Raw genomic sequence first — 20,739 nt, forward strand, 5'->3', positions numbered from 1 at the left:
GATGGCCCCATCATAGGTTGTACCTACCGTCATGGCAGCTATAACGGTAGGGCTGCATCCGCTCAAAGGAAGCACCAGAAGCAAAAAGGCTGTATAAAAAAAGTATCTAATCCGCACTTTAGCTTATTGTCCCTATGCAGGTGATACCCGGGTGTAAGAAGCCCAACAAATACCCGCGCCAACGCCCCCCTAACTACGGACGCCATAGAGCGTGTTCGCTGGAGCCAAGCACAAACGCTAAGGCCTCTCGAGGCCGACAGAGGTTTCGGCATGGGAGGGCCTGGTTTCCCTTTCCATCAAGGCCCAGCCCAAACCAATCAAGATCCAGTGTGGAATAGCCACCTGAGGGCTTTCCAGATATACATCGGTAGCCCCGTTGATGAGGTTGGCGATGGTGCATACAAAAATAGCGATCAACAAAGTGCGATTAGCATAGCTATAGTGTTTGCGTGCCAGGCTCCAGACCATCGACACCAGAAAAGTAGCGTAGGTTAGCAGCCAGGCAATGGAAATAACCCAGCCCCCTCGAGCCAGAATGCCCATCAAGGCGTTATGGGGGTTGCGCAACACATCCAGCGTATCGGCCTCGACGGTCTGGAAACCGTAGTGATCGGCCAGGTTAACCCCCCAGCCCAGCCCCATGAGGTAGTACTCATTGACCACGGCCTCGTTCCAGATGGCCGTCCACCAGGCCAGGCGCCAGTTGGCGTTCTGGGTGGTGGTGCTGTCGAGCTGCCCCGCCTGGTCGGGCTCGAGGAAAAACAGAGCATTGGCCGCCAGCTGGTTGACGCTGATCTCCCGGTATCCCAGGCTGATCCGAACATCGAAGATGGCCAGCAAACTTACTGCCACAAACACCGCCACCATCAACCACAAACTGCGAGCCCGGAATGGCCCCTGCAAGACAAAACCCACCGCGTAGGCGGCCAGAGACGAGCGGCTGCGGGCAGCCGCAAACGCTACCAGGGCCAGAATCCAGGCCATGAAAGCCGGCGGCAAATAGCCTCGTACCCATATCACGGTAAAAAACAGCAACGGAATAATCGCGTCGGTAGGCTTGTAGGTCAGAATGGGCACGGTGGTTTGTGGGAAGTACGGCAGATAATCCACCAGGAAAATAAAACCGGTAATCGAGATGCTCATGCCCAACAAGACCGCCCAGGCCATTTTGGGCATCAGCCACGCCAGCGCCTGGTCATCCAGGCGTACCAGAAGTCTCCGAGCCGCAAAATAGGCCAAAAACCCGTACAACCCGTAGTAGAGTGTGGCAAAACTGCGGATGACTTCCAGCAGCGGCTGTTCCAAAAACCAGGCTGAGTAGATGATCTGGCCCAGGCCAAACAGGAAAACAAACACAAATAGCCAGGCTGAAATCTGGCGAGGAAAGTGCAATCCCCCCGACCAGACCGCCAGCGCCACTCCGACCAGCAGGGCGACCTCGCCAATCAGAACCGGATAGTAGCCGATATAGCCAAAAGCCCGACTAAAGGCCCAATACCCTGCCACCAAAACCAGCAGCAACCCGCCCAAAAGCATCGATGGGCGTACCACCCATTTGCTCGAGCTATCAATCAGCATCTAAACCAATCTCCTGCAGTTCCCTGGGGGGTTGTGGGCACGGTGTGCTTCATAGGGCCTCCGTAGACTATCTGATTTTGACTGATGCAGCAGCCAAATACCCACAACACTCTTCTGAACAAATATATAACCGACCAGGGGCAGTTCAGGTTTGCAACGGTTACGCCCAACGTTACGAACCGATTATGCAATGTGAACTAAAGGAGTTGTTTAGCGGGTAGGGAGTTTTTTGTTCGGTGGGTTCTCCCTGCCGGCCAGTATGCGCCTGTATAGCTGAATCATTCGCTCTGCCCGAACCGACTGGCTATTGGCCTTGACATATTCCCAGCCAGCCTTGCCCATCTCATACCTTAGCTGGGGGTCGGCATGTAGCTTTCGGATTCCCTCGGCGAGCCCTGTAACCGCTTCGTCGGGGGTGGTTACGGGAACCTTGAGCGTGGCAGCATCGGGCAAATGGTAGCCCACCCCTTGATGGCCCAGGGTCAGGACGGGCAACCCCTGGGCCAGGGCCTCGAGGGTTACGTTACCGAAGGTATCTTGTAAGCTGGTAAAGACAAAAATATCTGCTTCGAGGTACAAACCGCGCATTTGATGCCAATTCACCATCCCCAAAAACCTCACGGTATCTGCCAAATTCAGCCTGACCACCTCGGCCTCCCAGGATCTACGGAGCGGCCCATCCCCCGCAACCAGTACCCGCAGGGGCAAATCCCGCAGACGCTCGAGCGCTTCCAACAGCAGCGGCAGCCCCTTCCTGGGCTCAAAGCGGCTTGCCCACAATAGGGTCAGATATTCCTTGGGCTCTCGCTTGGGAAACACCATTGGGATATGCTCGTCTGCTATACCAATAATGTTGAACATCTCCATCCGCCTGGCCCCGGCCAGGCGCAACACCTCCACGGTTTCTGGGTTAATGGTCAGGATCATGGCCGATTGCTGCACGGCCTTGCGGATAGCAGGTATCCAGGGCAGCAACTTGACCCGCAGGGTTCGTAAGAATTCACTGCGCCAAGCTGCCCCAAAATAGCGCCGAAACGCAGTCGGGGCCACCTGACCTCCCCCGACCGGCCCCCACACAAACGGAACCGGCAAGCGCCAGAACTGCGGAGCCGAGCTGATGGTTGCCCAGCTCACGTAATGAACCAGATCAAAAGCCTTTTCCTGATGGAGTTTTCTAGCTACCCGGTAAGCTTCTTGCTGCCACAAAAGATAATGCAAACGCAATTTTCCCAGCTGATGGGTGTCCCAGGGATTCATCCAGCCCGCTAGTTGCACAAAGCCCGCTAGTTGCACAAAGTAAAAATGCAGATTGGGATTGGGATGTTTGGCTAAAAAATCCTCGATGTTCTGGCGGTATTCAGGATGGGTAATGACCCACACCTCACAGTGTTGCGAGAGCGACCAGGCCCATGACCAGGTGATGGCTTGCTCAGAACCATGATCTGGGCTGCAAGCAAAACCCACCAGCAAAATACGCATTTCTAAAGACCCACCCCCGTCTACTTTACTTGTTTTTCAAACCCATTTTGGGTTGTTTTTGGTGCTGGCTATGGGCTATCTTTTTGATAGCAGGCTGCAATTATAGTCAGCATGTCAATTACGAAAATGTGCCAAGGTCGTCACCTGACAACTACCCGCTGGTAAAGTTCGATGTATTGTGTGGCGATGCGTATGGGGGACAGTTCGGTTCTGCAATAGTCCCTGGCGCGTTCGGACCAGCGTGCTAAAGCCGCCGGATCGCTCAAATAGTTGCGAACTTGTTGGGCCATTTGCGCCGAATTGCCCGATAAAGGCAGCGCCAGGCCAGCCTCCTGAAGAGTTTGGGTCATTTGCAAACCACTGCTGACCAGGCAGGGCGTGCCCACCGACATGGCTTCCAGCACCGACATGCCAAACCCCTCCCAGCGCGAAAGCTGGATATAGGCTTTAGCCTGGGAAAGCACCGCAAGTTTATGTTCCCCAAAAACCGGCGCCTCGAAATGCACATTGGAAGAGGCGGTCTCTTTGAGCCGATTCAGCCAACGGAGGGTTTTGGCATCCTCGGTTCCATAAAGCCTGAACTCGTACTCCGGCAGTTCGTTGGCCAGGGCAATCAGGTAATCTATTCCCTTTTGCATCACATCAAAACGGCCCAGGTATACCAGGGTTTTGCTCTCAATCCCTTGCCACACGACCTCTTTTATGGGTGGGGCCGGATTGGGAATAACCTGCACCATACCCTTGAAACCCGGCACAAAGGCTTTTATATCGGCAGCCTCGCCGGTAGTCAGGGCGGTAATGGCAGCAGCCATATAGAAGCGCGGCTTCTCGATAAAGCGTGCATAAGGCCATTTTTTGAGGCGCCCACGCCGTAGCGATTGAGATGACAACTGACCGTGGGAGGTGATGATGAAAGGAATCCCTCGAGCCCGCAGCACCCGTGCTAGCTGGTATTGCTGCGGGATGAAGACAGAATGCATGTGAACCACATCGGGCTCAAAGCGATCCAGTAACCCGGCCAGGGTGGTTGAGTCCCAACCCAGGTTTTTACGAGGCAGAAAGCGATGCTCGAGGCCCGCTTGCTCAAGGGCAGTTTGCCCAACTGCATTGAGCGGATCACGGCTTACGATCTGAACCCGATGACCCAGGGCAGCCTGGGCCGGAGCAATCGCCCAGAGCGTGGTACTGACCCCATTAACCTCGTCGGATCCGCTGGTATCACACACGTGCCAGATCTTCATCGCTACGCTCTCTCAGGCAATTTTGCGCCCATACCGATACCAGACCAGTGCAGCCAAAACCGTCAGCAATACATTCGACGAGACCTGTATCATAACTGCTCCCTGCACCCCGTTGTGGCTGATTAGAAAAATGCCCGCAGATACCATAAAAGTTACAGTTATCGCGTACAACACAATAATCCAGCGCAGTTTTTCCTGCGAGCGCAAGGCCGACAAAAACACGATAGAAAACCCGACCAGCAGGGGCAGTGCGCCATAGGCAATCAGGAGATAGCTGATGGTTTGGTAGTTCTCTCCATATAACAAAGCAAAAATCCAGCTATGCAGAAGCGCCAGTATCAACCAGGCCAGCAGCCCCGTAAAGAAAAAAACGGTTGCGTAGCGCAACACCACTCGAGTGAGTTCGGCGGTGGTGCGGGCCCTGGCAAAAATCGGTATCAACAAAGCGCCAAAAGCATTCATAAAGCTATAGACCGGCAGCACCGTATTTTCCAGCGCCCGCAGGCTACCCACCGCAGCCAGGCCGCTGATATGGGACAGAATCAAGTAGGGAAAGGCTGCGATTACAACGGCCAGCAAGCTCGCGGGCAGGCTCCACCGGCCATAACCCCAGTGGCTGCGCAATACCACCCTGAACAGCGACATCCACCGACCCAGACCGCCGCCGTTTTGGGTAGGCAGTCCCATCTGCACGCTGCCCAGCCCCCTAGAGGACTCGGCCACCAGGCCCCGCCCCAGACTGCGTTCTACCCACAACCCCGAGCACAAGGCCGAAAAGCCCATCAGGCAAAGTGCCGAAAAAGCATTCAACCAGGACAGGTGATTAAAGAGCAAAGCCGAAGATAAGAAAACCGGCATGTAGATCAAGCCACCCTTGGCGGCAAGGGCCGGAGTAAGGTTGGCGTAGCACACCCGGCGCACCAGCATGGTGTAAAGCATCAGCGGCATGGCCACCGCCAGACCCAGGTACATTCCGGTAAAGGTTGGATCACGCTGCAAAGAAGCCACCAGCAGAATTACGCCCGTAGCACTCAAAGTGAGAATCCAGTTGAGGTGCACTACAATTTTTTGATAGGTAGCGGGCGCCTGACGAAAGCGGTTAGAAGAGAAAACCATCATCGGCTCGATAATCAGAGGGTTTTGAATCTGGTAGGCGATACTCAGAATGGCCCATCCCAGGGCAAAAGCACCGTAGGAATGCGGCTCGAGCCAGCGGGCCAACAAAATATTGATCAGGAAATTGGAAGCACCATAAAGCCCCTGATCCAGCACCGCCCAGGCGAAGCGGCTCGGAAAGCGCTCACGAATGAAATTGTTAATCCAGAGAATCGTAGACATTGATGCCTCAGGTCATGAGAAATTTTGTGAGAGGCATATTTTATTCACTCAACAAAATATCGTTTTTCAACACCTACTATAGCGTTATTCAATTCTGTTAGCTCTAGGCCAATCCACATAACGCACCTATTGTATTGGGCCAGGGGTCGCAGTTTATAAAGCTATGCCTAACAGGACGTGATATCTGACAGCCCAAAAATACCAAAGGTTTATATAATACTTCGATATGAATGGCATTTCTCAAATTCCTCCAGAGCCAGAATTGGATCTTGTGCGTTTGGGCAGAACCCTCAAGCGCCATGCCCTGTGGATTCTGGCCTTTGCTGTACTGCTAAGTGTGGCAACTTTTGTGCTCTCGAGCCTCCAAACACCGGTTTACCAGGCCAGTACCCGGCTTTTGGCAGCCCAGAGCAACGTGCTGTCGGGCAGCAACCTCCTGGGCACCGTGCCGGCTTCGGCCCTGATTGACGCGGGGGCCTACCGCGAAGCCGCCCTGAGTAACCTGGTTTTGGGGCGTACCTTGCAAGCAGCGGGCCTGGGCACGACCCCCCGCGACCTCGAGCGTTTTGCTCGCAGCTCACGAGTGCGTACCGTAGAGGGCAAGAATTCCAACGTCATTGTCTTGAGCGTTCGCAACCCCGACCCAGACCGCGCCGCCGAGATTGCCAACATCTGGGCCAGAAGCCTGCGCCAATGGGATGATGAGCGGGTACGCGGAAGCTTCGGCAATTTCCGTGAGTCCCTCGAGGCCCAGCTTGCCGTGGTGAGCGGCCAGATTAACCAGACCACCAACCGCAGCAACGAAAACCTTGCCAGCCTGCAAACCCTTCGGGCCAGCCTGTTGCGCGATATTGACCTGATGCGGGCCCTGGAGCGCAGTGCCACCGGCCAGTTGAGCCTGATAGACCGGGCCATTTCGCCTTCGCGTCCGGCCAGCCCGCGTCCGCTACTGTACGCGGTGGTGGCTTTTCTGCTGGGGCTAACCCTTGCGGTGGGGCTGGTACTTATGCGCGAGGCCGGAGTACGCAGTGTGCGCAACGCCGACGAAGCCTTTAGCCTGACCTCCCTGCCTCTGCTGGGTGAGTTTCCCAAGATGCCTGCGGGCGCAGGGCGTACCCTCTCCCCCGAAGTGGCCAGCTATTTGGACATCAACGTAACCCACACCATTGCGGGGGGTGGCCCTCGAATTATCGCCATTACCAGCCCGGCGGCCCTCGAGGGCAAGAGCAGCGTGGCCATCAGCCTGGCCCGGGCCTGTGCCAGGGCAGGTAAGCTCACCCTGCTGATGGATCTTAACAGCCGCAAGCCGGTGTTGCACAAGGAGTTCAGTATCACCCAGGGCCAGGATATCGTGAGTGCGCTGGTCAACCTGCCCCGCGTGCTCCCCCAGCCCACCCTGGTCGAGAGCAACCTGTACGTACTTCCCTGCCTGCAGCCCCTCGAGAACCCACCCCGCCTGCTCTCCGAGCTGTTCCGGCCCTTCATCACCCACCTCAAAGAGAGCGGCCAGTACGACATGATTATTATTGACACGCCGCCCGTGCTGAGCGTGACCGATACCCTGATCATGGCCCCCTATGTCTCCGGGGTGCTGATGGTGGTGCGCGAAGGCCAGACCGACCGCCGCCAGTTGCGCACGGCCCTCGAGATCCTCAAACGGGTCGGGGCCCAGACCCTGGGCCTGGTGATGAATCATGTCCGCGAGAGCCAGACCCTGCCCAAACCCGACAAGGTATACGAGGGCAGCAGCAGGAGCACCGGCATCTTTAGACCTGCTACTGAAGAAAAGCCATAACCTGACCCTGTTCCCACGGCCCAGGTTTGTCCTGGGCGGTTTTTTTTATTCTTGTGAGTTTCTCCATAGTCAAGATGCACGATGAGATCCCGAAAGATCTGTGGGGAATTGCGCAAGGTACACATGGCCGATTCCGCCAGTTTTGCCAATCTACCTTGGCGCAACTTCGCACAACGTCAGGAGCATCGGCATCCACCTGGATTGCAAACACCAACTTGCCTTGCTGGCTGGCATACTTCAAGATGGGAACCTCCCCACACTGCAACTTGAGGAAGGAAACCCTATCGCTGCAGTTAAGGCGGATCAACTGTAGCGAGTAAAAGTCCCTACAACTCTTTTGCGGCAGCGGGAGACTGAGGATTTCCTCGCGCAAGGAGCGGGTGGCAGACCGGTTCATCTGGAACCGAACCGCCGAGTAACCGCCTTCAAGTTTGGCAGGCTCCCATTCGGCACGAGCCTCCTCTGAATCGTGCTTCGGTTGTTTCCCGGATTGAACAAAAGTGGGCGAAAAAAGTACCCATCAGTACCCGGCACCAGGCGCACCTCGGCCCGGATGCCCTCCAAGCCCGGGACCGGGCTTTCCGGGAAATAGAACAAATATAGTGGCGCAGGGGCTGGAGACGGGAAAGCACAGCCCGAAAGCAAGGGGAACTGCTGAGGCTTACGGCCTGTGGCCAAGACTTAGCGGAACACTTCGTGTGGCGTTCTTATCACAGTTAGAAATCCACTACGTCAATGTTAAATCCGTGGGGCGAGGTAGGATTTTCGGTGATGCGCAGCCCTTTTAGCGGTCTCTGTTTACTATAAAAAGTAAACTGCAACCGCAGTGGTTGTTTATCCGGCAAACACCTCCAGGTTAGGTCTACCTCCGCCGAGTTGCGCTCAGAGTAATCAAAACCAAAAATGTAGTAGGTTTTCCTGGGCTGAGGGTTCGGATCTGGAATGCGGACGGGCTGGCCAGGCGTCAGAACCACCGCATCGGTTCTCTCCTCTGTTCTGTACAAGTAGCCAATACTCCTGTTTTTTTCGTTGTTGTTTGTGAGTTCAACTCCCGAGCATACCCCATTCGATGTATATTCCGCTTCAGTAACAGGTACGTAGTAAGACAACTCCAACTCGCATGCCGCTAAGGCAACGGCCAGGGTTGGAAACAGCCAGTGGAACTTAATCGTAACCACCTACCTTCTGTACATTCCAAATGCCCCGCTATAGAAACTCGCCATGTCGGTAACGTTGACAAAACTACCTTGCAACATATCTTGCATCCATGAGTTTGATTCTCTCCGAATCCACAAAAACACGTTTGCTGAAAACCAGCCCTCGTGCACAATATAGGCCTGCGACACAGCAAAGTGGCCTACTACGCCCTGCCCATACATAGAAATCACCGGCTCGTTGTCCCGACCAATTTTTCCACGCACTATATCCCACACACGCCAGGTGTGTTGACTGAAGTCTATCCAAGCGATGGGCAAGGCCACGATAGTCCATCCAGTAGCCGAGTAAACTACATTCACCCAGGCCTTATGGTTGCCCCGCATCTCCCAGTTTTTCCCTTCCGCACTCGCTCTGTCCTGAATCCAGTTGTTGGCACCTGGAATCATGTTGGTATCGCGGGTACTGCCTTGGTTTGAGTTTTGAAACCACCAGGTGTCGGTATAGCGAGCAATCCGCGGCTGATATACATTTTGACCGTCTCGCATGCCAAGGTAGACGGGTTCAAACATTTCCTGCGCGACAGCATACGCTGTACTGGGTGCGGAACCAGAATTGAGGATGCCTGCGGCTGGGCTTAGAAAACGTCTGAAGGAAGCGGCTTTGGCCCTTGTGTCGCTCAGGCTCTTGAAGCTACCGGCTGGCAGGATGAAGGAGAAAAAGCTGCGTTTATCGGTGGCCCCTACTGCATACAGGGCATGGGTAGGCTTGGGGTTTTGCAGTGTTCCCCAGAGGTCGGTAGTTTCAGGCCCCATCAGTACCAGGTGGTGTAGAGGCTTGTCCGATAGATCGTAGACGGTTTCATCGACAAACTTCAGGTCTTTGGCTTCTTGCAGGCTGACCCCGCCGGCAGAGACTTTCATCCCCAGGGTGAGGGCTTGGGCCAGGGCTAGCGGCACGGGTTCACCGTCTGAGGGAGAGGCGTTGAGCGGAGCGTTGGCGTGTTGCGATCCGCACGCCGCCAGCAGCAGTATTAGCCCAACGACCAACGATAGGACTCCACATAACCAAATACACCTCCGTATGCTCAGCTACACTTTCGTGTTCCAGAAGCATTCTGGCGTATCAAGTACACGTTGTCAAGTGACAAATGTATTTTTTTACTTAGTTAAATTATTGCCCATGTGCGGGCTCGGGATTGACCAGATGTGTGTCGTAGTTGCAGGGGAACCGGGAGGTCTAGCGTAACCATCTGCCCCTTGTGGTGGAACTCGAGGGTGATGGGGTGCACCAGCAACCAAGGCTGGCTCACGTTGGCCTTCCAGCCCTTGTGAGGATGCGTCTAGACACAGACCACATCCAGCCGGTCAAAGGAACATAAGGCTTCCTCCACCAACCTGTCTACACCTTCAAACTCGGAAAGTCTGCCCCTATAAGATTTGTATCACAGCGCTTCACACATCAACCAGTCCAAGAATAGGGTCTACCAGTGGAGTAGAACTCGGATGCAAATGAGGAGGGCGGCAAAAACCATCATCCGCATGACTCCGCCATCGGGCGGCGTAGGCCATCTTTTTCAAGGCGAACCTGGCCGCTGGTTCGTGAAATATTGACAAACCCCTAAACTATGGCTAGCTTCAAAGCACACCAGGAGGCCGCTTGCATGAGGTTTGTAGTTCGAGAGAGTTGTAACCAATACATCCATCTGGCAAATAGTGCCAAGATGGGGGGAGCCGCGTGAACCCAGCTCTGAGTGAACTCGAGCGCCTCTTTCCCCCTGGCCGCTTTCTGGTCAAACCTGGCGAACTGGCTCCATATGAATCCGATGCCCTTACCGCCTTCCGGGCCCGGCCCCTGGCGGTGGTGCTGCCAGAGAGCCACGAAGAGGTGGTTGCTGCAGTGCGCTGGTGCGCAAAGCACCAAATCCCCTACGTGGCGCGGGGCTCCGGCACCAGCCTCTCGGGGGGTTCACTGCCCATTGACGGCGGGCTCTTGATCGGCCTCAACCGTATGAACAAGCTGCTGCGGCTGGATGCAAAAGAGCGTCTGGCGGTGGTACAGCCAGGCTTCATCAACCTCCAGGTTTCCAACGCCGCTGCGCCCTATGGCCTCTACTATGCCCCCGACCCCTCCTCGCAGCCGGTCTCGACCATTGGGGGCAACCTGGCCTTCAACTCCGGCGGGGCCCACTGCCTCAAGTACGGCATGACCTCCAACCACGTGCTGGCCGCCCGGGTGGTACTGCCGGATGGCGAGACCATAGAGCTGGGCAGCGAAAGCCTGGAAAACACCGGCCCCGACTGGCTGGGCCTGTTTGTGGGTAGCGAAGGGCTTCTGGGCATCGCCACCGAAATTACCCTGCGCCTCCTCCCCAAGCCCGAGACCTATCACACGGTACTGGCCGCCTACGACTCGCTGGAAAAAGCAGGCGAAGCGGTGGCAGCGGTGGTGGCTTCTGGGCTGCTACCGGGTGCCATGGAGATTATGGACTCCCTGGCGATTGAAGCGGCGGAAGCCGCGGTCAAGGCCGGGTATCCCCTGGAAGCCCGGGCCCTTTTGATTGTGGAGCTCGAGGGCGAAACCCCCCAGGTCGAAGCCGAGGCGCAATACCTGGAAGAGGTCATCCAAAAGTCGGGGGCCTACGAGGTGCGGGTGGCACAAAACGCCGACGAGCGCATGAAAATCTGGAAAGGGCGCAAGGCCGCCTTCTCGGCGGTGGGGCGGCTCTCGCCGGACTACATCGTGCAGGACGGGGTGGTGCCGCGCTCCCGGCTGGGGCAGGCCCTCGCCGAAATTGAACAGCTCTCGGCCCGCTACGGCTTGCGGGTGGCCAACGTTTTTCACGCAGGCGATGGTAACCTGCACCCCCTCATTCTTTACAACGGACGGGTGGAGGGAGAACTTCAACGGGCCGAGGAGCTCGCAGGGGAAATCCTGAAGCTGTGCGTGGCCCTGGGCGGCTCCATCACCGGCGAGCATGGGGTGGGCATGGAGAAAAAGTCATACATGACGGAGATGTTCTCGGAGGACGACCTGGACGCCATGCAGCGCATCCGCCAGGCCCTCGACCCGTGGGCGCTTTCCAACCGGGGCAAGATGTTCCCCGGCGAAGCCCCCGCCCTCCGCTTCCATGGGGCCCATCCGCTGGAGAAAGCCGGGGTGATCTCGCGTGAGTAGTGCGGTTCTCGGAAAGTATCCGGCCGGGTCTGCAAGCCATAAAGCCGGGCAGGGGGGGTTTGTTGCCGGCATCGCAGGAGGTGCGCGGTCATGACACTTATGCCTTCCAGCCTTGCCGAAGTCCAGGAGGTCGTGCGCACGTACCCACACATCCGGCCCCGGGGTGGCGGCAGCAAGCCTGCGCTCTGTGCTCCCCTCGAGGGCCAGACCGTGCTGGAGATGGCAGGCCTTTCGGGAGTGCTCGAGTACGACCCCGGCGAGTACGTCCTGGTAGCCCGGGCCGGCACCAAGCTCGCCGAGGTGGAGGCCTTGCTGGCCGAGCACGGGCAGTATTTGCCTTTCGATCCGCCCTTTGTGGAGCAGGGAGCCACGCTCGGCGGCACAGTAGCGGCAGGGCTCTCGGGTCCCATGCGGCAGCGCTATGGGGGGGTGCGCGATTTTATTCTGGGGGTGCAGTTCGTGGATGGTGAGGGCCGCCTGGTGCGGGGTGGGGGCAAGGTGGTCAAGAATGCCGCCGGGTTCGACCTTCCCAAGCTGATGGTGGGCAGCCTGGGGCGGCTGGGCATCCTGACCGAGGTGGCCTTCAAGGTGTTTCCCTTTCCCAAAGCCACCGCCACCTTACTGGTCAATTTTTCCGGCCTGGAAGAAGCGCTAAAGGCCCTCTACCGCCTAGCGGGCTCGCCCATCGAGCTCTATGCCCTAGACCTCGAGCCCCCGGCTACCCTGGCCCTGCGGCTGGGGGGCCTGCCAGAAGCCCTCCCGGCCCGGCTGGAACGCCTCCAGTCCTTTTTAGGCCAAACCGGCGAACTTTTACGAGAGGCGGCCGAAGCCCGCTACTGGCGCCACCTGAACCCCCTGCCCCTGGGGGAGGGCAGGCTGGTCAAGGTGGCCCTCACCGCGCGGCATATCCCCGACCTGGAAAAAGCCCTGGGCAGCACCCCAAGGCGCTACCTGAGCGCGGGCAACCTCTTGTACCTGTCCTGGAACGACGAACCGGACAGGCTCGATGCGCTGCTCAAGGCCCAGGGCCTGTCCGGCCTGGTGCTAAAGGGCACTGTGGCGCGGAGCCAGCTTGGAATAAACTTGGAGCACGTACTGGGCCACAAAGTGTCCCGGGCCCTCGACCCCCAGGGGAAGTTTTCTTTGCATGCCCCTTTACCGTAGGAAACCCTATGCAGCACAAAATTGATGTCGAAAAACTTGGCCCCCAGGGCGAAATCATGGCCCACGCCATCGAAGCCTGCGTGCACTGTGGCTTCTGCCTGCCGGCCTGCCCCACCTACCAGGTGCTGGGCGAGGAAATGGACTCTCCCCGCGGGCGCATCTTCTTGATGAAGGAGGTGCTGGAAGGCAACCTCCAGATGGAGGAGGCCCAGCCCTACCTGGACAAGTGCCTGGGCTGCCAGGGCTGCGTGACGGCCTGCCCCAGCGGGGTGCCCTACGGCGAACTCATCTCCACCTACCGGGGCTTTAGCGAGCCCAAGCGCCACCGCTCCCCTTTCCAGAAGCTCTTTCGCATCGGCCTGCAGGAAACCCTCCCCTACCCGGCCCGCTTCCGCGCAGCGGCCACGCTGGGCCGGCTGGGCAAGCTGATCCAACCGCTGCTGCCAGCCGCGCTAAAAGCCCCCCTCGAGCTTTTGCCCGAAGCCCTGCCCAAAAGCGAACCCCTCCCGGCGTTCATCCCCGCCGAGGGCCCGCGGCGGGCCCGGGTGGCCTTCCTGGCCGGCTGTGCCCAGCAGGTGCTGCAACCGGGATTCAACCAGGCCACCCTGCAGGTGCTGGCCCGGAACGGGGTGGAGGTGGTGATACCCCAAAGCCAGGGCTGCTGCGGCGCGCTGGCCTTGCACACCGGCGAGCGGCAGCGGGCGTTGCAATTTGCCCGCAACAACCTTAAAGCCTTTGCCGGCGACTACGACGCCATTATCACCAACGCCGCCGGCTGTGGCTCGGGCCTCAAGGAGTACCCCCTGCTCTTTCACGGCGAGCCCGAACAAGCCCAGGCCGAGCAGCTGGCGGCCAGGGTCAAGGACATTTCGGTCTTTCTGGTAGAACTGGGCTTGCAGGAAGTCCCTGCCATGGAAAAACCCCTCAGGGTGGCCTACCACGACGCCTGCCACCTGGCCCATGCCCAGGGGGTACGGGCCGAACCCCGCCAGTTGCTCAAAAGCATTCCCGGTGTAGAACTGGTGGAGATTCCCGAGGGCGAGCTTTGCTGCGGCTCGGCGGGTACGTATAACCTCGAGCAGCCCACCATTGCCGCCACCCTGGGGGAGCGCAAGGCCCGCCACATTCTGGCTACCGGGGCCGATATGGTCGTAACCGGCAACATCGGCTGCTTTACGCAGATAAAGAGCCACCTGCGCAAACTGGGTCGCGAGATTCCGGTAATGCACACGGTGGAACTGCTCGAGCGGGCCTACCGCCACGAAAGCCCCGCATGAGATAGCCCAAAGCTAAAGACCAGAAGAAAAAGCGAGCTTTAGATAGCCGGTCTGTGCGCTCTTTTTCAGTACAATGCCGGTTATGCGCAAGCAACTTGTGGCCAGCTTCCAGCACGCCCTGGCACAAACCCACCCGGCCCACCTCACCGAACAACACCTGCCCGAGGAAGCCCCGGCGCTCATCGTGGCGGTGGGGAAAGCCGCCATCAGCATGTTGGAAGCGGCCCGGCAACGGTTTGCGCAGACCCCTTTCATCGCTGTACCCAAAGCCGAGGCGGGGCGGGCCTGGCCCGACGCTTTGCGTGGGCGCATCCTGCCCGCCAGCCACCCGGTACCCGATGAACGCAGTGTGGAGGCCGGGCAGACCATTTTGCAAGCGGTCTCCAGGCTGAAGCCAAGCGACTTGCTGCTTCTGCTGATCTCCGGAGGTGGCAGCGCCCTGATGTGTGCACCCTGGGGGATCAGCCTGGCCACCAAGCAGGCCCTGACGCAGGCTCTGCTGCGCTCCGGAGCCGATATTCAGGAGATGAATGCAGTGCGCAAGCACGTCTCGGCCCTCAAGGGCGGGCGGCTGGCGGCGGCCACTCCAGCCCGCATTCTGGCGCTGTACCTCTCCGATGTACCGGGCGACGACCTCTCGGTGATAGCCTCGGGGCCTACCGTGCCGGACGAAAGCACCTTTGCCGATGCCCTCGAGGTGCTGGACAAGTACCGCCTGGAGTTTCCCGAGGTGCGGGCTCACCTCCGGCAGGGCCTGGGGGGCGAGCTACCCGAGTCACCCAAGCCGGGGGATGCCCTCTTCGCACGGGTGGAAAATCGGCTGATTGGCAGCAATCAGACCCTGCTCGAGGCCGCCCAGAGCTACTGGCAGGCCCAGGGCTACCGTGCAGTCATCCTCTCCGACCGCTTCCAGGGCGAGGCCCGCGAACTGGCCCGCTTTCACGCCAACCTGGTGCAGAGCATCCGCGCCCACGGGCAGCCCTTCCGCCCTCCTGTGGTGTTGCTTTCTGGCGGTGAGGCCAGCGTCACGGTGCGCGGCTCGGGCCGGGGAGGGCGCAACCAGGAGTTTCTGGCCTGGCTGGGCTTTTATCTGGGACAGGCGGGCCTCTGGGCCCTGGCCGCCGACTCCGACGGGATTGACGGCAATACCCGCGCCGCAGGGGCCATCTGGCAACCGGACACCTGGGGGCGGGCCCGGGGGCAGGGGCTGGATCTTAAAGCCCAATTGCAAAAAAACGATTCGCATGGCTTTTTTGCGGCCATGAACGACCTGCTCGTCACCGGCGAGACCGCCAACAACCTCAACGATTTTCGGGTGCTGGTGGTCGAATAGAAAGTCGTTTCTAAGGGCCAATTCACATATAAGCTGAGTACAAACTGTACACTAAAGGCCGTGTATGCCCTCTCCCAGGCCTTGCGTTCGCTGCGCCAACACCTGACCAGTACGCTGGCAACCTTTTTTACCGCGTTGGTATCGTTTTCGCTGCTCTTTTTGCTGGGATTGGTGCTGTGGAACTTAGACCGGGTGGTAGCCTCCCTCGAGCGCGAGCTGGAAGTAGCCGCTTTCCTCAAACCGGAAGCACAAGCAACCGCCATTCTGAACGAGATCAAAGCCTGGCCGGAAGTCAGCGAGGCCAAACTGCAAACCAAGGAAGAAGCCCTGGCCACCCTCCAGCTCGACTACCCGTACCTGGCCCAGGCTCGAGAGTTCATCCAGAACCCCCTCCCGGACACCATCCGGCTCAAGTTAAAAGACCCCCAGCAGGTGCGCGAGGTAGGCCGCCGGGTAGCACGAATCGAAGGTGTAGACGGCGTGGAGTACGGGGGCGCCCTGACCGAGCAACTGGTGCGGGTGCTGGCGGGCTTGCGGGTGGCGGTCAATATTCTGATCGTGTTGCTGCTCCTGGACACCCTGTTTAGCGTGATGGGCACCATCCGGCTCTCCATCGAAAACCGCCGCGAGGAGCTACGGGTCATGCAACTTGTAGGGGCTACCCGGCGCTTTATCCAGGGGCCTTTCGTGGCCGAGGGTACGCTGCTCACCCTGGCTGCGGGCCTGGTGGCGCTCGGGCTGGGGGTGGTGTCCTACCGCTTTCTGGCCGAAGCCCTGCAAAACCTGCTGCCCTTCGTACCGGTGCTGGCCGGGGGCGACCTGATCCGGGCCGCTCTGGCCATGCTGGTGCTGGCGGTGCTGTTGGGGGCCACCGGGGCCTACCTGGCCAGCCGGGCCAATTTGCGGGAGGCCGATTTATGAAGCAGCGCTCTGGGATCGGGGGTCGGGGGTCAGGAAAGGGAGGGGTCGAAGCCGCTAGACGATTCCCAATAAACCTGCTTCTTATCCGCAAACATATCCAGCAAAGCCTCTGGATGCTGGTGCTCATGGGGGCTTTTGGCTTTCCGCCCTGGGCTCTGAGCCAGCCCAACCTGAACGAGCTGCAGCAGCAAGCCGAGCAGAACCGCCGGTTACAACAACTCCAGCAACAGCGCATCGCCCAGCTCAACCGCGACCTGGCCAACCTTGATGCCGCGACCCGGCAGCAACTGGCCGAGCTGCGCCGCCTCGAGGCCGAGATTACCCGCCTCGAGCGCGAACGCGCCGAACTGACCCGGCAGATAGACCTGCTGGAAGGCCAGAAAAAACAGGCCGAGGCCCGCATTGCCAGCCTGCAAAAGGAGCTACAGGGCCTGCGAGAGCGTCTTTCGGCCCTGCTGCAGAGCCTGCACCGCGAACGGGCCGGGCGCTACCTGCCCCTTCTGCGAGCCGAATCCTTCACCGATTTGTCGGTACGCAGCAAGTGGGTGGGGGTGCTGGGGCAGCACCAGACCGACCTGATGAACCGCATCAAGAACACCGTGCGCCAGCTCGACGAGGAACGCATACGGCTGGGGCTGCTGGTAGACACCCTTACCGAGCGCCGGGCCGAACGGCAGCAGCGCATCGCAGCCCTGGCGCAAAACCGCCAGACCGTGCAACTGACCGTGGCCAACCTGCGCCAGCAGCAGGCTGGGCGGCAGGTCATCCTGCGCGAAACCCTGCAAGCCCAGGCCCAGCTTCGGGTGGAGCTACAAGTCTTGCAGGGCCGCATTGCGGCCGAGCTGCGCCGCATTGCCGAGGAGCGCCGCCGGGCCGAGGAGGAACGCCGCCGCCGCGAAGCCGAGGAGCGCCGCCAACGCGAGCTACAGGCCCAACGCGAGCGAGAGCTACAAGCCCAACGCCAGCGCGAGGAGGCCGCCCGCCGCGAGCGCGAGACCGTGCGTGAACTCCCCTCGGTTCCCCGCGAGGTGGTGGGGGCCTTGCAGTTCCCGGTGCGGGGGGGCCGGGTAGCCGAGCCCTACGGGTTCCAGGGCAACGACTGGCAAACCCTACAGGGCGCAGAGGCTTCCAGCCCCATTGTGGCCGCTGCCAACGGGGTGGTGATTGATAGCCTGTTCATTGCCAACCTGGGCTATACCCTGACCATCCGCCACTCCGACCAGCTTGCCACCCAGTACGTGAATGTCCTCGAGCCCCGCGTCTCGGTGGGCCAGCGGGTGGGGCAGGGCCAGGTAATCGGTTTCACTGGAGGCGGCGTGCTGATTCCCAGCGACCAGATGTGGTTCCGGGTGATTGTGATTGATAACAACGGCAACTTTCGCTACGTAGACCCATCGCGGTATTACTGAAATCCACGCTTTTCCCAACAGGCTTGTTGCGTGGGTTACCGATGTACCGATGGCTGATAGCTCATAGCGGATAGCTACATTTTGCAGCTTCCAAAGTCCACAACAACATAGGCCCCCGAACTTGGTCAGGGGCCCCTCGTCTACTCTTTTGGTGGGCGATCCGGGACTCGAACCCGGGACCTCACGCTTATCAGGCGTGTGCTCTAACCAGCTGAGCTAACCGCCCCCACAGCGAGTTATGAGTATAGCGGTGGCTTTGCTGGAGGTCAAGCCAACGTGTTGACGATTCGGCCAAGGGTCGCTAGACTTGACTGTGCGCCTGGGGTCTTGTCGCAGGCAAAGTTAGATCGAGGCGTAGCGCAGCTTGGTAGCGCACACCCTTGGGGTGGGTGTGGTCGGAGGTTCAAATCCTCTCGCCTCGACCAAAATAAAGGCCGTTCGGGAAAAAACTTGCACCATGACAAGTTCAACCTGAATGGCTTTTTTCTATTTAGTACAGCGTCGTAGAGATGGCTATACCTGGGGGTTTTGCCCTTCCATGGCAACCCCACCCTTGCCCTACCCTGCTAGGGGAGGGTAGGCAGTGTATGGGGGTCTATACGACGCTGCATTTAGTTTGTTGCACCGACTTTACCTAGGTAGTTAGCTTTGAGGGTCGTCCCAAGCTCCCTCATCCGGCGACACCCCAGGTGCAGTTAATCGTGTTCCTATCGATGTTTGTAAATAGCGCGGTCGGGGTGTCACCACCTTCTCCCCCTAGGGAGAAGGCAAGGGGTTCATGTGGATTTGGTATTACACGACAACGAGTCAAGTGTCTTTTCCGAAAGAACAAAGGGTTTGCAGGCAACAAGCTCAGATACCTCTTTTTCCAGATAACTCACGCTTGCCCAAGCCCCGTGGTAATGCCCTGGTAACGACCCCACCCTACCCTTGATTGCAAGGGGGCCCTATGACCACGCAGCTTGGGCGCTGGGAGCACTTTCACCACCAGGCCGACATAGGGGTGCGGGGGATCGGCCCGACCCTGGACAAGGCCTTTGAGCAGGCGGCCCTGGCCCTCACTGCCGTCATTACCGACCCCGCGCGGGTACGGCCCATCCAAGCCGTGGAGATTGAGTGTGAGGCCCCGCGGATCTCGCTTCTGCTGGTGGACTGGCTCAATCGGCTCATTTACGAGATGGCCACCCGGCGGATGATTTTTGCTCAGTTCGAGGTGCACCTGAGCCCGCCCGACCTGGGGGGGGCTTTGAGCCTTCACGCGCTGGCCTGGGGAGAGCCGGTAGACCCCCTGCGACACCAGCCCGCAGTGGAGGTAAAGGGGGCGACCTACAGCGAGCTCGAGGTCAAACAAGACCCACAGGGCCACTGGGTTGTGCAGTGTGTGGTAGATGTCTGAGGAGGGTGCATGGACACAACCCGTCTCATTCAAAAATCCGAGTTTGAGTGGTGGCTAGAAGCCACCCCGCCCATGGGCGTACCGGGCATTCTGTACGCCAGCGAGGCCCTGCTACGCGAGATGGATGACAAGGTACTGGAGCAGATGGCCAACGTAGCCAGCCTGCCGGGCATTGTGCAAGCCGTGTACGCCATGCCCGATGCCCACTGGGGGTATGGCTTTCCGATTGGGGGGGTGGCAGCCTTTCGGGAAGACGACGGGGTGGTCTCGGCGGGCGGGGTGGGGTTCGACATCTCCTGTGGGGTGCGCACCCTGCACACCGGCCTGACGGTGGAAGACATCGCGCCCATCAAACAAGACCTGGCCCAGGGGCTATTTCGCCACGTCCCGGCAGGGGTGGGGAGCATCGGCAAGATTCACCTGGAGCCCGCCGAGATGGACACCATGCTGCAAGGCGGGGCCGAGTGGGCGGTGAAGCAGGGCTACGGCAGGCCCGAAGACCTCGAGCGCATCGAGGAGCATGGCCGCATGGAAGGGGCCCGGCCCGAGCTGGTCTCCCTTCAGGCCAAACGCCGGCAGGCCGACGAGATGGGCACCCTGGGCTCGGGCAACCACTACCTCGAGGTGCAGCAGGTGACCGAGGTGTTTGACACCAGGGTCGCCGAGGCTTTTGGGGTGGCGGTGGGCGATGTGCTGGTCAGCATTCACAGCGGCTCGAGGGGGCTGGGCCACCAGGTCGCTACCGACTATAGCAGGCAAATGGTAGAGGCCGCCCACAAGTATGGCCTGGAGCTCGCCGACCTCGAGCTCGCCTGCGCCCCCATCCAGTCCGAGGAAGGCCAGGCCTACCTGGGGGCCATGCGGGCCGCCATCAACTGCGCCCTGGCCAACCGGCAGATCCTGACCCACCTGGCCCGCGAGGCCTTTGCCTACCTGCTACCCAGGGCCGATTTGCGCCTGATTTACGATGTCTCACACAACACCGCCAAGCTCGAGGAACACCTCATCGAGGGAAAGCCCCAGCGCCTGTATGTCCACCGCAAGGGGGCCACCCGGGCCTTTGGCCCCGGCCACCCGGCCCTACCCGAAGCCTTCAGGGCGGTGGGCCAGCCGGTCTTGATCGGGGGGACGATGGGCACCGCCTCGTATATTCTGGTGGGCACGCCAGAGGGTGAAGCTCGGTCGCTAAGTTCCTCCTGCCACGGGGCCGGACGGGCCATGAGCCGCCACCAGGCCCTCAAGCAGTGGCGCGGCAAGGAGCTGGTGCGGGAGCTGGGCCAGCGGGGCATCATCGTGCGCAGCCCTTCACCCCGGGGCGTGGCCGAGGAGGCCCCCGGCGCCTACAAGGATGTAACAGCCGTGGTGGACGCCGCCCACGCCGCAGGGCTCTCGCGCAAGGTAGCCCGGCTCGAGCCCCTCATCTGTATCAAGGGATAGGGCCTAAGGCTTCGAATACCCAACCTGCCCCGAGCCGCA

15 protein-coding genes and 2 tRNA genes are annotated in these 20,739 nt (G+C 59.6%); 10 read left to right on the top strand and 7 right to left on the bottom strand.

Annotated features, from left to right (window positions below):
• Positions 1-237: 237 nt before the first annotated feature.
• From Q0X23_RS03735 to Q0X23_RS03750, 4 genes are all read right to left on the bottom strand, one after another.
• Positions 238-1,578 (bottom strand): O-antigen ligase family protein, encoded by a 1,341-nt coding sequence (locus Q0X23_RS03735; protein WP_297859050.1) that lies wholly within the window; start codon positions 1,576-1,578, stop codon positions 238-240.
• A 210-nt stretch (positions 1,579-1,788) separates the two neighbouring features.
• Positions 1,789-3,057 carry a glycosyltransferase family 4 protein gene (locus tag Q0X23_RS03740; RefSeq protein ID WP_297859051.1) on the bottom strand — a complete coding sequence of 423 codons (1,269 nt, stop codon included), beginning with the start codon at positions 3,055-3,057 and terminating at the stop codon, positions 1,789-1,791.
• A 140-nt stretch (positions 3,058-3,197) separates the two neighbouring features.
• Positions 3,198-4,298 (bottom strand): glycosyltransferase family 4 protein, encoded by a 1,101-nt coding sequence (locus Q0X23_RS03745; protein WP_297859052.1) that lies wholly within the window; start codon positions 4,296-4,298, stop codon positions 3,198-3,200.
• A gap of 12 nt (positions 4,299-4,310) precedes the next feature.
• Positions 4,311-5,636 carry a hypothetical protein gene (locus Q0X23_RS03750; RefSeq protein ID WP_297859053.1) on the bottom strand — a complete coding sequence of 442 codons (1,326 nt, stop codon included), beginning with the start codon at positions 5,634-5,636 and terminating at the stop codon, positions 4,311-4,313.
• Between the two features lie 226 nt (positions 5,637-5,862).
• On the opposite strand from Q0X23_RS03750, the gene Q0X23_RS03755 reads away from it, so the two are divergent.
• A complete protein-coding gene (locus tag Q0X23_RS03755) occupies positions 5,863-7,431 on the top strand; it encodes a polysaccharide biosynthesis tyrosine autokinase (RefSeq protein WP_297859054.1) in 1,569 nt (522 codons plus the stop codon).
• A 716-nt stretch (positions 7,432-8,147) separates the two neighbouring features.
• On the opposite strand, the gene Q0X23_RS03760 is transcribed toward Q0X23_RS03755, so the two are convergent.
• Both Q0X23_RS03760 and Q0X23_RS03765 read right to left on the bottom strand, forming a co-directional pair.
• Positions 8,148-8,609 (bottom strand): hypothetical protein, encoded by a 462-nt coding sequence (locus tag Q0X23_RS03760; protein ID WP_297859055.1) that lies wholly within the window; start codon positions 8,607-8,609, stop codon positions 8,148-8,150.
• Complete coding sequence (locus Q0X23_RS03765) at positions 8,610-9,545, bottom strand: hypothetical protein (RefSeq protein ID WP_297859056.1); 936 nt, start codon at positions 9,543-9,545, stop codon at positions 8,610-8,612.
• Between the two features lie 778 nt (positions 9,546-10,323).
• Between Q0X23_RS03765 and Q0X23_RS03770 the strand changes: the two genes are divergently transcribed.
• From Q0X23_RS03770 to Q0X23_RS03795, 6 genes are all read left to right on the top strand, one after another.
• Positions 10,324-11,763, top strand: a complete 1,440-nt coding sequence (locus tag Q0X23_RS03770) for an FAD-linked oxidase C-terminal domain-containing protein (RefSeq protein WP_297859057.1) — start codon at positions 10,324-10,326, stop codon at positions 11,761-11,763.
• Between the two features lie 90 nt (positions 11,764-11,853).
• Positions 11,854-12,927 carry an FAD-binding protein gene (locus tag Q0X23_RS03775; protein WP_374707440.1) on the top strand — a complete coding sequence of 358 codons (1,074 nt, stop codon included), beginning with the start codon at positions 11,854-11,856 and terminating at the stop codon, positions 12,925-12,927.
• A gap of 8 nt (positions 12,928-12,935) precedes the next feature.
• The gene (glcF, locus tag Q0X23_RS03780; protein ID WP_297859058.1) at positions 12,936-14,204 is read left to right on the top strand and encodes a glycolate oxidase subunit GlcF; all 1,269 of its coding nucleotides are present in this window, start codon (positions 12,936-12,938) and stop codon (positions 14,202-14,204) included.
• An 82-nt stretch (positions 14,205-14,286) separates the two neighbouring features.
• Positions 14,287-15,537 (top strand): glycerate kinase, encoded by a 1,251-nt coding sequence (locus tag Q0X23_RS03785; protein ID WP_297859059.1) that lies wholly within the window; start codon positions 14,287-14,289, stop codon positions 15,535-15,537.
• A 60-nt stretch (positions 15,538-15,597) separates the two neighbouring features.
• Entirely contained in the window at positions 15,598-16,458 is an 861-nt protein-coding gene (locus tag Q0X23_RS03790; protein WP_297859060.1) for an ABC transporter permease, read from the top strand.
• A complete protein-coding gene (locus Q0X23_RS03795) occupies positions 16,455-17,867 on the top strand; it encodes a murein hydrolase activator EnvC (RefSeq protein ID WP_297859061.1) in 1,413 nt (470 codons plus the stop codon). The genes Q0X23_RS03790 and Q0X23_RS03795 overlap by 4 nt, the downstream gene beginning before the upstream one ends.
• A 149-nt stretch (positions 17,868-18,016) precedes the next feature.
• Here Q0X23_RS03795 and Q0X23_RS03800 read toward each other — a convergent pair.
• Positions 18,017-18,093 (bottom strand) — tRNA-Ile (locus tag Q0X23_RS03800).
• Between the two features lie 122 nt (positions 18,094-18,215).
• Here Q0X23_RS03800 and Q0X23_RS03805 point away from each other — a divergent pair.
• The 3 genes from Q0X23_RS03805 (at position 18,216) to Q0X23_RS03815 (ending at position 20,700) form a co-directional block, all read left to right on the top strand.
• Positions 18,216-18,292, top strand: a tRNA-Pro gene (locus Q0X23_RS03805).
• A gap of 524 nt (positions 18,293-18,816) precedes the next feature.
• On the top strand, positions 18,817-19,263 hold the full coding sequence (locus tag Q0X23_RS03810) for an archease (protein WP_297859062.1): 447 nt from the start codon (positions 18,817-18,819) through the stop codon (positions 19,261-19,263).
• 9 nt (positions 19,264-19,272) lie between these two features.
• Positions 19,273-20,700 (top strand): RtcB family protein, encoded by a 1,428-nt coding sequence (locus Q0X23_RS03815; RefSeq protein WP_297859063.1) that lies wholly within the window; start codon positions 19,273-19,275, stop codon positions 20,698-20,700.
• Positions 20,701-20,739 lie beyond the last annotated feature (39 nt).

This window comes from Meiothermus sp. (assembly GCF_026004115.1).
Classification (GTDB): Bacteria; Deinococcota; Deinococci; order Deinococcales; family Thermaceae; genus Meiothermus.

Excerpts from the sequence above, each read along its gene's own strand:
- Q0X23_RS03735 (WP_297859050.1), bottom strand. The coding sequence starts at position 1,578 with ATGCTGATTGATAGCTCGAGCAAATGGGTGGTACGCCCATCGATGCTT.
- Q0X23_RS03740 (WP_297859051.1), bottom strand. The coding sequence starts at position 3,057 with ATGCGTATTTTGCTGGTGGGTTTTGCTTGCAGCCCAGATCATGGTTCT.
- Q0X23_RS03745 (WP_297859052.1), bottom strand. The coding sequence starts at position 4,298 with ATGAAGATCTGGCACGTGTGTGATACCAGCGGATCCGACGAGGTTAAT.
- Q0X23_RS03750 (WP_297859053.1), bottom strand. The coding sequence starts at position 5,636 with ATGTCTACGATTCTCTGGATTAACAATTTCATTCGTGAGCGCTTTCCG.
- Q0X23_RS03755 (WP_297859054.1), top strand. The coding sequence starts at position 5,863 with ATGAATGGCATTTCTCAAATTCCTCCAGAGCCAGAATTGGATCTTGTG.
- Q0X23_RS03775 (WP_374707440.1), top strand. The coding sequence starts at position 11,854 with ATGACACTTATGCCTTCCAGCCTTGCCGAAGTCCAGGAGGTCGTGCGC.
- glcF (WP_297859058.1), top strand. The coding sequence starts at position 12,936 with ATGCAGCACAAAATTGATGTCGAAAAACTTGGCCCCCAGGGCGAAATC.
- Q0X23_RS03785 (WP_297859059.1), top strand. The coding sequence starts at position 14,287 with ATGCGCAAGCAACTTGTGGCCAGCTTCCAGCACGCCCTGGCACAAACC.
- Q0X23_RS03795 (WP_297859061.1), top strand. The coding sequence starts at position 16,455 with ATGAAGCAGCGCTCTGGGATCGGGGGTCGGGGGTCAGGAAAGGGAGGG.
- Q0X23_RS03810 (WP_297859062.1), top strand. The coding sequence starts at position 18,817 with ATGACCACGCAGCTTGGGCGCTGGGAGCACTTTCACCACCAGGCCGAC.
- Q0X23_RS03815 (WP_297859063.1), top strand. The coding sequence starts at position 19,273 with ATGGACACAACCCGTCTCATTCAAAAATCCGAGTTTGAGTGGTGGCTA.